The organism is Facklamia sp. P9177 (assembly GCF_050409585.1).
GTDB lineage: Bacteria > Bacillota > Bacilli > Lactobacillales > Aerococcaceae > Facklamia.
Window position 1 is genome coordinate 58,329 of record NZ_JBNUPE010000010.1, and the last position, 11,450, is coordinate 69,778.

An 11,450-nucleotide genomic window follows, 5' to 3' on the forward strand; every position below is an offset into this window, starting at 1 on the left:
TTAAAACGGTTTCCAAATTTATATCAAATAAAAAAGCGTAATAACTGATCAATTCCATGATTGTTATTACGCTATAATCAATACGTGGCGTTTTTTTATTGGAACCGCCTTTTACTTTTTTGTTGCTTTTGTTATTGCATCTTTAAACTGTGATTTTTGTCCTGCTTTTCCTCCCATAATCATGTTTACAAAGATCATAGCTAACATATCCATATCAAGTGGACATTCGTCTTCAAATTCTTTGAATGACATTTTTCCACCAGCGTTTTTATAGGACATAAATGCCACACCTAATAAATCTTCAATTTTTAGATTCTGAGCATCTACGTTGTTAGTTAGCATCTTGTTGATAAAATCTTTAGGAATGATTTCATCTTCTTGATATTTTTTAATCATTCCTAAAGAAACTTTTGTTTTAACTGGAACAATTTCGCCGTTACTTAACTCAATCTCTTTAATCTCTCTGATGTTCACGATGTCATTCCTCCTTTATTTTAAACTGATTGTGCTTTGACTAAATCTTCATCGAATTGTTCGTTCCATTTTTTAACCGTCTCTTGGTCAGATGAATCATCCACAATCATTTCATAATAACAATAGCCGTTTTTATCCATTAATGCGGAAAATCCGATTTCTACTTCTGCGATTTCATCCTCGCCATTCGTGAAGACGCGATTCAATCCGCCTGTCCACAACATATTAGGTAGTGCAATTAATTTGCGGTTTTCTCGTGCGATGTCGTAAACGTCCCACGTTGCCGAGCCCGATCCACCGTAAGAATTGCGTCCGTATCCTTTTACTCCTTCTTTTAACCCTTCGCCAGATAAGCCAAAAACAACTTCTGCCATACCAAGTGTTAAGTGTCCTATAAAAGTCCCTGTAAGCTTTTCGATAATTGTTACTTCTTTAACAACTTTTCCTTCGCATCGTTTAGTGATTGTTCTGGTTTCTGGTTCAATTGAAACCGAACCTGTACAGCCAATAGGCATAGCTTTTAATAAAAGACCTTCTGAAGCTTTACGAAACATTCCATTTGTAATTTCAAAATGATCAAATTGTTCTGTTACTAACATATTTTATATTCCTCCTGTTTTATAATTCTGCCGCTTTAAGCAGCGCATCTGTTAATTGTTTAATTAATGGTCCTTCTACTTGTTTTAAACCTAATTGAAAAAACATTTGCTCTTTTAGGTTTTTGTTCCCAATGCCATCATTGGGGAAAACTAAATAATTGAATTTTTTCTTTGGTAATATTTCAAATCCCAGATTTTCCATTTTCTTTTGTAATGATGAACTTTCCTTTGCGTGTTGTTTATTTACACGACTGATTGGCATTAAACCAATAATTGCCCTCATTGTTTCAGGAGCGCCTTTTGATTCTAGAAAATCGTTCGTTACTTTTTCTGCTTTATTTGGAACTTGCTTAAACGCTTCTAGCAATTCTTCATTATCTTCGAACTCGATATTAAATTTAACCATTATCGACACAACCTAAAAATCTGAGTGAAATTCAATGTGATGACCAATGCCGTCTGATCTGTTCCTTTGAATTTTGCTTCATCTCTAGTTGAATCTACAAAGATAAGACCGTATCTTATTAATTGATCAATAAGTGTAATTTCATCAATATCATCGTGCACTTTCGAAATATACATAACGGTAAATTCCATTTTGTATTGGTTGGCACCTTCAACGCGTGAAATATTTCCTTTGTCGTTATAAACGAAGAAAGAGTCACGGTTATTAATCTCGTCTTTGTTTAAATCAATAGCAAAAACGGGATGACCTAATTCTTCCATTGCTTTTATAATGTGGTCTAATTTAATTCGACTCGATGCGGTCATTTGCATCTAATTCACCCACCTTCTTTAAAAATAAATAAATATATTTCCGGTCTATGTCGGGATCCATTGTTAAAATTTCATACATCACATTTTCAATTTCTACTTTGTGTGACTTATGGATATCTTTCGTAAAGTAAACTTTTACTTTCAGTGATACTTCTGATAAATGGCCGACGTGGTATTCATCAAAACGTTGATTGATAGAAACGTAATTAAAAAAAAGGTTGCCCGTTCGGACAAACCTCTTTCCAGTTACTTTTCGATGTGCATCACGTTCTGTTTTAATTTCTCCAAAGAATAGTCTACCGTCTAGAAGTAAATCTTCCATTTTATTTGCCATTTCGTCTCACTCCGTTTTCTATTTGAAGTTTTAATAGATCGTGACGATAGTCGTATTCAAAGGTGCTAGGCAAAGCGCTATTTGCATACCTAACATGAGCTTTAAGCAGCTTCATAGCTAATGAACCATACTTATATTCAGAAGGCCCACAGATTGAATTTATGACAGTTTTAGCTTCTTCTATTAATTCAAGGAGTTCATCGTCCATGTACGAAAACGTGATCTTTAAGTGTCGCTTTACGATGGGTAAGATTTCTTCATTCGGCATAATTAAAAGACCCCCTTATACAAGAAGGTCTATTAATTCAGCTTTTGTCATTTTCGCATCATGCGAGATATCCTTATCCTCAAGTAAAGCAATCAGTTCCTTTTTTGTCTTGGTCTCCAATTCTTTAACAATTGACCCTTCGATAAACCCTAATTTAACTAGTTTTTCAATGCGTTCTTCTGTTGGCTTTAATCCATTACGAGGGTATTGATCGCTTTTATTATATAAGTATTCATTGTCCTCTGCGTCGTGAAAGTTCTTGATTACTTTATACATGTAATTCACTCCTATACTGAAGGGGTTTCTTCATTAGGTCTAATAGAATCTTGCTTTACAATTTCAGCTTTTGGATCAGCTTCAACTGGAGTGATACCTGTCACACCCGATAAATCTAAAACTACAAAAGCGTTTGAATTTTTAGGCAACCCATTTGTAAACATCTTTTCGATATAAAGATCCATGTCTTCGATGGCAAGTGTTTCTTCGTATTTACGGATATCTAGCTGGCCTGCAACAGCTAATAAATAGTTTTTAGGCACACCATATATAGCTTTATCAACCGGAACAGCATAAGAAGGAATAATTGTTTCGCCATAAGGCAATCCAACTTGTTTCCATGATCCATCGTTTTTGTTTTGGAAGAACAATTTAGGGTCAATCTTAGTAGCAATAGTTTCTGGATTCGCAATTAAAGCAACTTGACCATTTAAAGTCTTTTCTTTGGATAGCAACGCACGCGCTCCACCTAATGAATCTGGTGTGAATTCTGTGATAGACACCGCGGTTTTTTCTGGATAAACACCATCTGTTGAACCAGATAATTTACGCATCATACCGATTGGTTTTAATTTACCATCACCAGTAACTACACCAGTTTCTAAAGTAGCAGCCATAACTTCGCGTAAGCTTGTAGTCACAAAGTTAGCTAACCAAGATGGCCCTAATTGGAAATATCCTTTAGGTAAAGCAATGAACCCATGCAATTTCACTACGGTCATTTCTAAACTCTTGAAAGTTCGTAATAGAATTTGCTTAATATCAGCCGGAATTTCAGACCAGTACGCTGTTACTTCGGTTGGGTCAGCATAGATATACTTGATAACCGCTTCGGTATAACGTGTATCGATTGCCGATAACAGAGGGTGCTCCTTAGTAATATCTTTAAGCACATCTTCGATAACTGTTGTTGGAAAAGCAGCTTCTAATCCATCTAATTTTTGCTTTTTAACTGCTTCATTAAAGTATTTCATTTCTTTTGAAGTGATTGGTTTGCGTACTCCACGAGCAACTAAAATTTGTTCATCCTGAATTGCTGAATATAATTCGCTGGATTTATTTTCAGCTCTTGCTTTCGCTTGTTCAGCCATACTGTCGAACAAAGCACTAAATGCTTCTTTCGTTTCTTCTTCGTTACCTTGCGCCATTGCTTCATAAGCATTTTTCTTTAATGCTTCAAAATCGATTGTTTTTTCTTCAAAATTTTTCATTAATTAATTCCTCCTAAAAAGTTTTTAAGTAAGTTGTTTTGTGGTTTTGGTTCTTGTTGTTCTTCTTTTAACTGCTCTTTTACTTTTGCAGTTATCTGTTTAACCATGCCATCTAAATTTATTGAATTGCTAATAATTTTGATTCCATTATCATTGATTTCTATCGAATCACCAGAATCCTTACCCGTTTCTTTTTCACTTTCAAAGTTTCCTATTTCATCTGCAAAGCCCTTTTTCACAGCTTCTTGAGCAGTAAACCAAGTTTCCGAAACCAAAAATTCAGTAATGGTTTTTTCATCTAGCCCTGTTTTAGCTTGATAAATAGAAACTAAAGATTTATCAATTGTCTCCAAAGCATTAACAGCCTTCCGAAAGACTTGTTTGTTTCCCTCTTCCATAGTTATTGCTTCATGCACCATCATATTGGCGCCTTTGGCCATAATCACTTTATCTGCACCCATAGCTATAATTGACGCTGCACTTGCAGCTAATGCAGTGACTTCAATTGTAACGTGATTATCCAAAGATTTTAAAAAGTTACAAATTGAAATGCCTTCAAAAACATCTCCACCCGGGGAATTCAACCGAATGTGAATATCGCCATCAACTCCAAACAACACACTTTCAACTAGCTTCTCGTTTATAGTTTCGTCCCAATTTTCCCAAGAAAAAGGTTTTCTCACTACTCCCGATAAAGTCAACACAGTTTTATCGTTTACTACCTCATTTTTGAACTGAAAAGGTATATTTTTTAACTTAGGCATTCGCGTCCTCCTTTCTTAGTTGATGGAAAAGTTTAATGTCATATTCAGGACAAAATAAAAAGACCGCCATTGGACCGTCAAAATAATTTTTATTTGGTTAAGCTCTTTGCTAGCCAAGATACATTAGGATCACTATTCCTTATCTTCGCTAGTCTCCAGTTGTTCATAGTTTTTAGTTACTTTTATTTCGTCCATCTTATCCTGTTCCATTCGCTCCCATTCTAATGCCTCACGCATTTCATTTGGAGTTGCGATACTCGCTGCGATTAATTTATCTGCAGCAGCAGCAAACGATACTACGTTGTAAGTTTGGATAGTTCCTGTAACTAATTTGATTTTAGAACCGTTAGTCAGACCCTCTTCCTTATAAATTTTGCGATTCAATTCAGTTTCTATTTCTTTTGCGAGTGGTCGAATAGTAAAGGTTACAAAGTTATCTGTCATAGCTTCTACATCTGCTACGTCTCCTTTGAGAAGGCCTCTCGGAATTCCAAAAGCATCAGCAGTATAATTGATGATCGAATCAAACAAGTTATGTATTTCTGATTGTTGTTTTTCGTTTCCTTTTCCTTCAAACAACTTCTCAATACTTAAACCTTCTTCTAAAGGAGTTAGCGTGTCACCGCCCTTAAAAAGATTTTTAAAACGGTTTTTCATTAATTCGTCCACTGGGTCAATTTCCTCAATTTCTCCATCTTCGTTTTCGGTTTCGATCGGTTGTTGATTAAACATTGACCCGATATTAAGAATCAACTTCAACGAACGATCTCTTATATAAGCTTCTGACGCAACTGATAAGAAACGACCATACTCACGATATAAATGATCTACAATCGCCTTAGCTTTTTTATTCGGTAATTGAAATCTAAGAACATCAGACTCTTTATAAAGTTCTTTCAATTCTAATCCACCGTACAAATGGATATTCTTATAAATATTTCCAACAAAACTACCTTCTATAACTTCGTAACTCTCTGCCACTACAAAATCGCCTTCCGAATTTTGAATGACTAAAGCGCCACGTTCGTCGTATACCATTTCATGCACTAATTGATACAAAAAATCATGCATATTCATGTTCTTATTCGGTTCAAAGTTAAACTTCCACCAATAATGCTCCTCAATCTTTTCATATTCTTGATAGGTTTCAAATTTACAAAGACTTAACGCACTAGCTAACTTATTGACGCACAATTGAATAGCATATTTTTGAAAATGAATGTTATTCGAAGTTGTTTGAATAAGTGTTTCTAATTGTTTTCTGGATAAGCTAGTTCTAACTTGCGGATTGCTATGCGAACCGCTCCGCCCGAAAATGTCAAATATTCCCATGTTCCACCCCTCTTTCTAGTAAGTATATGTTTTGAGACTCTTTCTAATTTTCACAACTGGGACATTAAGTTTATCTCTATGCTGCAAAGCGTGAAGCAAAGCCATGAATCCATCTGTTTTTCTTAACTTAGGTTCAATCTTTTCATAAGTCATATTTCCTTTGCCGTCTCGATGTTTATAAGTGTTCCATGTGTACCAATTCATCATGAAATCTTTTCCCCACTTAATACGGTTAAAAGCGAATATCTCATTCACAAATGGCTCCAATTCTGTGTGAGTTCTCGACCCGCTTCGAGATAACGTTAGCTTATTAAACCCATTCTTTTCGAATTCGTCAGACAAATAACTAATGCGATACATATCCGTGCAAATATCTTTGATACGATACTTCTTAGACTGCTTTATAAACCAACCAGATACATGGCTAGGCGATATAATATCATCGTGAATAATTGTTATTCTTCCTTCTTTAACACCTACATCAATCGGCACCTTATAATTACGTCCTTGTAAAGCTCGATGGCAGATAAATGTGTGTGACTTCCAATAATAGATGTCTTCAACCTTAAACAGCAAGCCCACAACAACAAAGTCTGTTGTATCTGCATAATCAACACCTCCAATACAATTCATTCCATTTAAATTAATAAGTTCTTCGTTGGCTTCTAAGATATTCTCCCACGTTGTTACTGATTCGTGACTATCGTTCATTGGTATATTCATTCGTTTTGTCATAAACTCAACCATTGATGATCCTCTATCTTCTAGTTTTTCGTATTCGTCCATCATTTCCTGTCTTAATGCTGGAAAATAATTTAGAGATGGATTAGCTTTCTCCCACTTAGAATGATCATGAACTTCTTCGGCATCATCTAATTTGCAAATAAATGGAAAAGTCTTTCGATTTGGTCGGTCTCCATTTAGAATTAAAACCGATTCATCTTTTAGCATATCCAGGAAACCGCCACGATTATAACCATCAGTTGTAAAATAAAAACGTCTAGGATTATCCTTCTTCCCTAGACCTGATATAAACACTTTGATTGATTCTTCATCATCGTAGGCATGTATTTCATCAAAAATAACAGCTCCTTGACGACCACCGTCTTTTGTCTTGGCATTATTCGTCCGATACCTTACACGACTACGCGTTTTCTTAAATATGTACTGTTCTTTCGTGAAATAGAAGTACTTTCTAAATTTCTTTCCTTGATTGTTTTGTTTATCATCGTCGAGTATTTCCCAGAATTCGTCAAAAGATTCTCGCGATTGATCTTCTGACGTAGCTACAATATCAACATGATACTTTTTTACTGGTTCAGTGGTCACTAAAGCCATTTCTATACGTGACATGAAACCAGTCTTTCCACCACCTCTACCCATCATCACAAGGAATTCATTAAACATAATCGTATCATCTTTGTCGTACACGCCAAACACAAATGCTGTTATGAACTCCTGCCAAGGCATTAATTTGCCGTCAAAATACTGGTTCATTCTACGAATGGCTTTATCAATTAAATCAGCTTTTATAACTGCACCCTTCAATTTATTCCTGAGATATTTCATTAAAAGTTTTTGTTCTTTGCATGATTCAACTTCTCCCGATTCAACCATATTCATATAGGTATCAATAGCAGGATGATAATTAGAACTCTTCGGCATCGTCTTCACCACCTAGCATCCGCAATGTTTCAGATGTGATGCCAAGTTGTTTGAGGATGTTCATCATTTGACTATTTACTTTGTTATATTCTCCGACCGATTCATTCTTCTTAACCCCTCTAGATGTTTCGGAGTTCTGCCATTCTACAGCCACACCACGTTCTTGAATGTCTTTCCATAACATTTCTTTAATCTCATAGAGCCTACAGTAATCATCCACAAGATTAAAAAAATGCTCACCGTACACCCCAGCATCTTCAAGATACTGATGCAAATCTTCACGAATTCGGTCAACTATTTTCTTCTTTACCATTTAATACCCCCCTCTCACGCGCGCGCGTATATTTTTCCGGAGTCTTCCCCCCTCCCCGTTGTCTGGTTCCCCGAATAGACTTCATTTGAAATCGACCCGGGGGTTATTTTGAAGGTGGTTGATTCATCGCAATACTATTTATACGTTCAATCAATCTATTAGATAGATATTCATTCATTCCTTTCCATTTATTTGTTGCAATTACATATGTAATAGCTTCTGCATAACTGTTAGAAGCGTTTATATATGAATCAGCTAGCTCAGATACAATTATTTCTGTTTGCTTATTAAGGTGTTTAGCTGCATTACCAAACTCGTTCTCTAGTTGTTTACATTTATCTACATTCAAATCTTTATACATAATTACCACCTCTCCTCATTTGTAAACTTCTTTTTATTCAACAATAATTTTTCTGGGTGCTCTTTATTGTGACATGCATTTCATAAACTCAATAAATTTTCTAAAGATAATGCAAGCATCGGATTGTCTCTCACATGCACTACGTGATGGACCATCTCTGCTGGCGTGTGTTTACCTTCTGCTTTACATACTTGACACTCATTGTTATCTATCTTCATACGCATGGCTCTGACCTTACGCCACTGTGATGAATGATAGAATCTTATTAGATTATCCTCTGCAATCCATCTGTTTAGTTTAGCTAGGAATTTTTTGTTCATGTGCTTCCACCCTTAACTTATAAATATAATAAAACCACCCCAATAAACGAGGTGGAAAAGAAAGAAATGATTTGGTTTTACGAGTGTGCGGAACAATCACAATCCGCGATGCAACTGGTAAGGATTTGCACCTTACATAACATATCACTGTTCAAGGGTTGCCCACGTAATATGTCTTATCCCTTTTAAGCGTCTACCTATTCCGCCACAGTTGCTAAAGGTTTTTTTGTCTATATTTTTTAGAACACAATACATAGACTTTTATATATACTCACCTTTCGGCGACCAGTCTGTCAGTTTTCCACACGCTCTAGGCGAACTGCATCAACTGGGATTGTTTTTGAGCTATTGCTCATTATAACAATATCATCTATTCCAAGTGACATTCCATGACATCTTGAAAATCTTTTAATGCTTGACCGTGCAATCTATAAATATGCCTTACTTCATAGTCCATTAGCTTTGCTACATTCTCCCAATCGTAACCTATGGTGTAGCGGTATCTTAATAATGTTTGACTTGTCTTATTTTCGACTTTATCAATGAGTTCTGATATTTTAATTTTTAAAGCCGTTAGTTCGTCTGATTTATCAGCTATTTTGATAGCATAATCGGACAGTTGCGCAAACACATCATCTGGTCTACCTCCTCGTGAGGATTGGACTTTCATATCAGTTATGCTTGCCCTTCTAAGAGTTAAATTAAATATTGTCTCTCTTTCCATGGACAAAGCTTTTATCTCGTCATCAATCCAAAACAACTGCGACAAATAATCTTTTGCCCTCATTCGTCACCTCCGAATATTTTCTGTAGTCGTTCTTTGCTAATGATAAAATTGTGTTTATCTAGAACTAAAAAAATAATGTCGAGAGCTTCTTCTACTGTAAATACTGCCTTCTTGAAGATATAAGCTACTTTTTCATAAACAGACAAAGAGTTAAAATATTCTTTTTCTTTACGCTTTAGTGATACTTCCATTTTATGTTTTGCTCTCGCTACTGCACGATGCCTATCATTCGCCATTTTAAAACACCTCGAATAGATCCATGCTTGGCGTTACTTCTTCAATGGCAACTACTGAATGATATTTTGCTTTTGCTTCAGTTTCTGCTTCTTGAATCGTTTTAGCATCAAAGTAAACATATCTTTGATTTCCGTGAACATCTTTTACTAAAATCTTAAATTGCTTCATGCTTTCCTCCTATACTGGTCAGGGTGTCTTAAGATATAAGTGTTCCCACTCGCTTCAATAACGGTTGCTTTCCCATTCTTCATCTTCTTGATCGTTACAATGGGACGGTAGCGATCTCCTACTTTTCGTTCTTTCAATCAAACTCGTCCTTTCTGTATATTGATGACATGATAAGTACGGTTAAAAGCACTGGAATGATTAGGTGCATTTAGTCACCTCTTTATTTAGTTGTCTCCTTTTACTTTCTTTGTCAATGATGCATTTTGCATAATTTACCGATTTGGATAACATGTTTAATTCTCTCTCTGATAAATTTTGAGGCGATAAATAAAATAAGTCAGAACATAAGTTTTTAAACTTTAATTGATCGATATTCATCTAGTTAACCCCCAACTTTTCTATCGCTTCAAGAACTACCTGATTGCTTCTTTCTATTGCGTCAGAAACGCTCTCAATCTTATTGAGTGTATTTGTATCTGTTATCAATTCCTGCTCTACAATGTAGCGTAAGGAGCTTCTGATTGAAGAAAAGAAACCTGCCGTTTTCCATGACTGAGTTTTCTCTTTTGTCTTAGGGTTAAATCCTGTAGAAAACATTTCAAGTGCTACATTCCGATCGTCGTAATCAACGATCCTTAAATTTTCTGTTACTTGCAATAAAACTGGTTTCATCTAATCAACCTCCAGCAAATCGCTAATCTTAGTCGGATCTTCGTCTTCCCATTTGATGAAGGGGAATAGTTTTTTATTTAATCTAGTATGGTCATCGGGGCTTTCATAAACAATCCAACCGTAAGAATCTTTAGTCGGTTTGTCTCTATAAGCATGTAAAGCGCCATCAATATCTCTTGCAATATAGTTAACGCTGACGACGTTTTCTAAAATAGTCTTTTCAACATCTGATAATTTTATTTCTCGCTCTTCAATCGGTGTCGAAGCGTATTCTACGCATAGTTTTAAAAGGTTTTCTTTATCTGATTCGCTCATTTCATAAAAATTTTCATATCTTGTATCGAGCGCATAGGTTTCACTAGTTCTTACACTACAATAATATGCACTACCTATTTTAATGTATATACCCTTATCCACTACTCCGATTTCCCAATCTTCATTAATCTCTTTAACTTTTTTAATAAAATCTTTTGTTAACATTTAATCAGCCTCCTTCACAAACACACCATCAACAACTTTACCTTTACGATCCTTAATTTCTTCATACGCACTGGCCAAACATTCTTCAAAATCTAACCCAGTCTGCATGCAGAAGCCAATTAAAACAACAGTTATATCTCCAACTGCGTCTATCATTTCTTCACGGTCATTCTTTTCGTACGCATCTTTCAATTCTTCAACTTCTTCTTGTAGCTTCACTAGTTGACCAGTTCCATCGAAGGTATGTAAGTTGCGGTCTATGAACCACTGTTCTACTTTAGTGATTAGTTCTTGCATTTATTTGTCCTCCTCTTTTGTTGTTTAGAATAAACTGCTTTGCAAAGGCACATTAGATAGCATCTCTTCTTTTGCCTTTTTATAAAAATCTTTTTTTATTTCAAAACCGTAAGAA

Annotated in this window: 21 protein-coding genes and 1 pseudogene; all 22 read right to left on the minus strand. The window is 35.5% G+C overall.

The features are described 5' to 3' along the window. Positions 1-111: 111 nt before the first annotated feature. On the minus strand, positions 112-474 hold the full coding sequence (locus tag ACQV18_RS06415; protein ID WP_428892753.1) for a hypothetical protein: 363 nt from the start codon (positions 472-474) through the stop codon (positions 112-114). A 20-nt stretch (positions 475-494) separates the two neighbouring features. Beyond that, positions 495-1,073, minus strand: a complete 579-nt coding sequence (locus ACQV18_RS06420; RefSeq protein ID WP_428892754.1) for a phage tail protein — start codon at positions 1,071-1,073, stop codon at positions 495-497. 19 nt (positions 1,074-1,092) lie between these two features. Then, positions 1,093-1,479 carry a hypothetical protein gene (locus ACQV18_RS06425; protein ID WP_428892755.1) on the minus strand — a complete coding sequence of 129 codons (387 nt, stop codon included), beginning with the start codon at positions 1,477-1,479 and terminating at the stop codon, positions 1,093-1,095. Beyond that, on the minus strand, positions 1,479-1,850 hold the full coding sequence (locus ACQV18_RS06430; protein ID WP_428892756.1) for a hypothetical protein: 372 nt from the start codon (positions 1,848-1,850) through the stop codon (positions 1,479-1,481). The genes ACQV18_RS06425 and ACQV18_RS06430 overlap by 1 nt, the downstream gene beginning before the upstream one ends. After that, entirely contained in the window at positions 1,822-2,184 is a 363-nt protein-coding gene (locus tag ACQV18_RS06435; protein ID WP_428892757.1) for a phage head closure protein, read from the minus strand. Before ACQV18_RS06435 ends, ACQV18_RS06430 begins: the two co-directional genes overlap by 29 nt. Then, positions 2,174-2,452 (minus strand): phage gp6-like head-tail connector protein, encoded by a 279-nt coding sequence (locus ACQV18_RS06440; RefSeq protein ID WP_428892758.1) that lies wholly within the window; start codon positions 2,450-2,452, stop codon positions 2,174-2,176. The genes ACQV18_RS06435 and ACQV18_RS06440 overlap by 11 nt, the downstream gene beginning before the upstream one ends. 15 nt (positions 2,453-2,467) lie before the next feature. Further along, complete coding sequence (locus ACQV18_RS06445) at positions 2,468-2,728, minus strand: hypothetical protein (RefSeq protein WP_428892759.1); 261 nt, start codon at positions 2,726-2,728, stop codon at positions 2,468-2,470. Positions 2,729-2,739: 11 nt separating this feature from the next. After that, positions 2,740-3,939 (minus strand): phage major capsid protein, encoded by a 1,200-nt coding sequence (locus tag ACQV18_RS06450; RefSeq protein ID WP_428892760.1) that lies wholly within the window; start codon positions 3,937-3,939, stop codon positions 2,740-2,742. Next, the gene (locus ACQV18_RS06455) at positions 3,939-4,703 is read right to left on the minus strand and encodes a head maturation protease, ClpP-related (RefSeq protein ID WP_428892761.1); all 765 of its coding nucleotides are present in this window, start codon (positions 4,701-4,703) and stop codon (positions 3,939-3,941) included. Before ACQV18_RS06455 ends, ACQV18_RS06450 begins: the two co-directional genes overlap by 1 nt. Positions 4,704-4,835: 132 nt before the next feature. Next, positions 4,836-6,035 (minus strand): phage portal protein, encoded by a 1,200-nt coding sequence (locus ACQV18_RS06460; RefSeq protein WP_428892762.1) that lies wholly within the window; start codon positions 6,033-6,035, stop codon positions 4,836-4,838. Between the two features lie 15 nt (positions 6,036-6,050). After that, entirely contained in the window at positions 6,051-7,700 is a 1,650-nt protein-coding gene (locus tag ACQV18_RS06465; protein ID WP_428892763.1) for a terminase TerL endonuclease subunit, read from the minus strand. Beyond that, positions 7,684-8,013: a P27 family phage terminase small subunit gene (locus ACQV18_RS06470; protein WP_428892764.1), complete on the minus strand. Its 330-nt coding sequence runs from the start codon at positions 8,011-8,013 to the stop codon at positions 7,684-7,686. Before ACQV18_RS06470 ends, ACQV18_RS06465 begins: the two co-directional genes overlap by 17 nt. A 103-nt stretch (positions 8,014-8,116) precedes the next feature. Further along, positions 8,117-8,374, minus strand: coding sequence for a hypothetical protein (locus ACQV18_RS06475; protein WP_428892765.1), 258 nt, complete (start codon positions 8,372-8,374; stop codon positions 8,117-8,119). Between the two features lie 80 nt (positions 8,375-8,454). After that, the gene (locus tag ACQV18_RS06480; protein ID WP_428892766.1) at positions 8,455-8,694 is read right to left on the minus strand and encodes an HNH endonuclease; all 240 of its coding nucleotides are present in this window, start codon (positions 8,692-8,694) and stop codon (positions 8,455-8,457) included. A 370-nt stretch (positions 8,695-9,064) separates the two neighbouring features. Next, complete coding sequence (locus ACQV18_RS06485; protein WP_428872873.1) at positions 9,065-9,481, minus strand: DUF1492 domain-containing protein; 417 nt, start codon at positions 9,479-9,481, stop codon at positions 9,065-9,067. Beyond that, complete coding sequence (locus ACQV18_RS06490; protein WP_428872872.1) at positions 9,478-9,717, minus strand: hypothetical protein; 240 nt, start codon at positions 9,715-9,717, stop codon at positions 9,478-9,480. The genes ACQV18_RS06485 and ACQV18_RS06490 overlap by 4 nt, the downstream gene beginning before the upstream one ends. Position 9,718: 1 nt before the next feature. After that, complete coding sequence (locus ACQV18_RS06495) at positions 9,719-9,886, minus strand: hypothetical protein (protein WP_428884880.1); 168 nt, start codon at positions 9,884-9,886, stop codon at positions 9,719-9,721. After that, on the minus strand, positions 9,883-10,023 hold the full coding sequence (locus ACQV18_RS06500) for a hypothetical protein (RefSeq protein WP_428872870.1): 141 nt from the start codon (positions 10,021-10,023) through the stop codon (positions 9,883-9,885). Before ACQV18_RS06500 ends, ACQV18_RS06495 begins: the two co-directional genes overlap by 4 nt. A gap of 241 nt (positions 10,024-10,264) precedes the next feature. Beyond that, the gene (locus ACQV18_RS06505; RefSeq protein WP_428892767.1) at positions 10,265-10,558 is read right to left on the minus strand and encodes a hypothetical protein; all 294 of its coding nucleotides are present in this window, start codon (positions 10,556-10,558) and stop codon (positions 10,265-10,267) included. Further along, positions 10,559-11,038 carry a hypothetical protein gene (locus tag ACQV18_RS06510; protein ID WP_428892768.1) on the minus strand — a complete coding sequence of 160 codons (480 nt, stop codon included), beginning with the start codon at positions 11,036-11,038 and terminating at the stop codon, positions 10,559-10,561. After that, entirely contained in the window at positions 11,039-11,335 is a 297-nt protein-coding gene (locus ACQV18_RS06515; protein ID WP_428892770.1) for a MazG-like family protein, read from the minus strand. 24 nt (positions 11,336-11,359) lie between these two features. Continuing rightward, positions 11,360-11,450 (minus strand): annotated as a pseudogene (locus ACQV18_RS06520) (site-specific DNA-methyltransferase); the annotation flags it as partial.

What these genes read in the sequence shown, in the direction of transcription:
- ACQV18_RS06420 (WP_428892754.1), bottom strand. Translation starts at nt 1,073, where the DNA reads ATGTTAGTAACAGAACAATTTGATCATTTTGAAATTACAAATGGAATG.
- ACQV18_RS06485 (WP_428872873.1), bottom strand. Translation starts at nt 9,481, where the DNA reads ATGAGGGCAAAAGATTATTTGTCGCAGTTGTTTTGGATTGATGACGAG.
- ACQV18_RS06510 (WP_428892768.1), bottom strand. Translation starts at nt 11,038, where the DNA reads ATGTTAACAAAAGATTTTATTAAAAAAGTTAAAGAGATTAATGAAGAT.
- ACQV18_RS06470 (WP_428892764.1), bottom strand. Translation starts at nt 8,013, where the DNA reads ATGGTAAAGAAGAAAATAGTTGACCGAATTCGTGAAGATTTGCATCAG.
- ACQV18_RS06495 (WP_428884880.1), bottom strand. Translation starts at nt 9,886, where the DNA reads ATGAAGCAATTTAAGATTTTAGTAAAAGATGTTCACGGAAATCAAAGA.
- ACQV18_RS06475 (WP_428892765.1), bottom strand. Translation starts at nt 8,374, where the DNA reads ATGTATAAAGATTTGAATGTAGATAAATGTAAACAACTAGAGAACGAG.
- ACQV18_RS06505 (WP_428892767.1), bottom strand. Translation starts at nt 10,558, where the DNA reads ATGAAACCAGTTTTATTGCAAGTAACAGAAAATTTAAGGATCGTTGAT.
- ACQV18_RS06445 (WP_428892759.1), bottom strand. Translation starts at nt 2,728, where the DNA reads ATGTATAAAGTAATCAAGAACTTTCACGACGCAGAGGACAATGAATAC.
- ACQV18_RS06515 (WP_428892770.1), bottom strand. Translation starts at nt 11,335, where the DNA reads ATGCAAGAACTAATCACTAAAGTAGAACAGTGGTTCATAGACCGCAAC.
- ACQV18_RS06480 (WP_428892766.1), bottom strand. Translation starts at nt 8,694, where the DNA reads ATGAACAAAAAATTCCTAGCTAAACTAAACAGATGGATTGCAGAGGAT.
- ACQV18_RS06425 (WP_428892755.1), bottom strand. Translation starts at nt 1,479, where the DNA reads ATGGTTAAATTTAATATCGAGTTCGAAGATAATGAAGAATTGCTAGAA.
- ACQV18_RS06450 (WP_428892760.1), bottom strand. Translation starts at nt 3,939, where the DNA reads ATGAAAAATTTTGAAGAAAAAACAATCGATTTTGAAGCATTAAAGAAA.
- ACQV18_RS06455 (WP_428892761.1), bottom strand. Translation starts at nt 4,703, where the DNA reads ATGCCTAAGTTAAAAAATATACCTTTTCAGTTCAAAAATGAGGTAGTA.
- ACQV18_RS06460 (WP_428892762.1), bottom strand. Translation starts at nt 6,035, where the DNA reads ATGGGAATATTTGACATTTTCGGGCGGAGCGGTTCGCATAGCAATCCG.
- ACQV18_RS06435 (WP_428892757.1), bottom strand. Translation starts at nt 2,184, where the DNA reads ATGGCAAATAAAATGGAAGATTTACTTCTAGACGGTAGACTATTCTTT.
- ACQV18_RS06430 (WP_428892756.1), bottom strand. Translation starts at nt 1,850, where the DNA reads ATGCAAATGACCGCATCGAGTCGAATTAAATTAGACCACATTATAAAA.
- ACQV18_RS06440 (WP_428892758.1), bottom strand. Translation starts at nt 2,452, where the DNA reads ATGCCGAATGAAGAAATCTTACCCATCGTAAAGCGACACTTAAAGATC.
- ACQV18_RS06490 (WP_428872872.1), bottom strand. Translation starts at nt 9,717, where the DNA reads ATGGCGAATGATAGGCATCGTGCAGTAGCGAGAGCAAAACATAAAATG.
- ACQV18_RS06465 (WP_428892763.1), bottom strand. Translation starts at nt 7,700, where the DNA reads ATGCCGAAGAGTTCTAATTATCATCCTGCTATTGATACCTATATGAAT.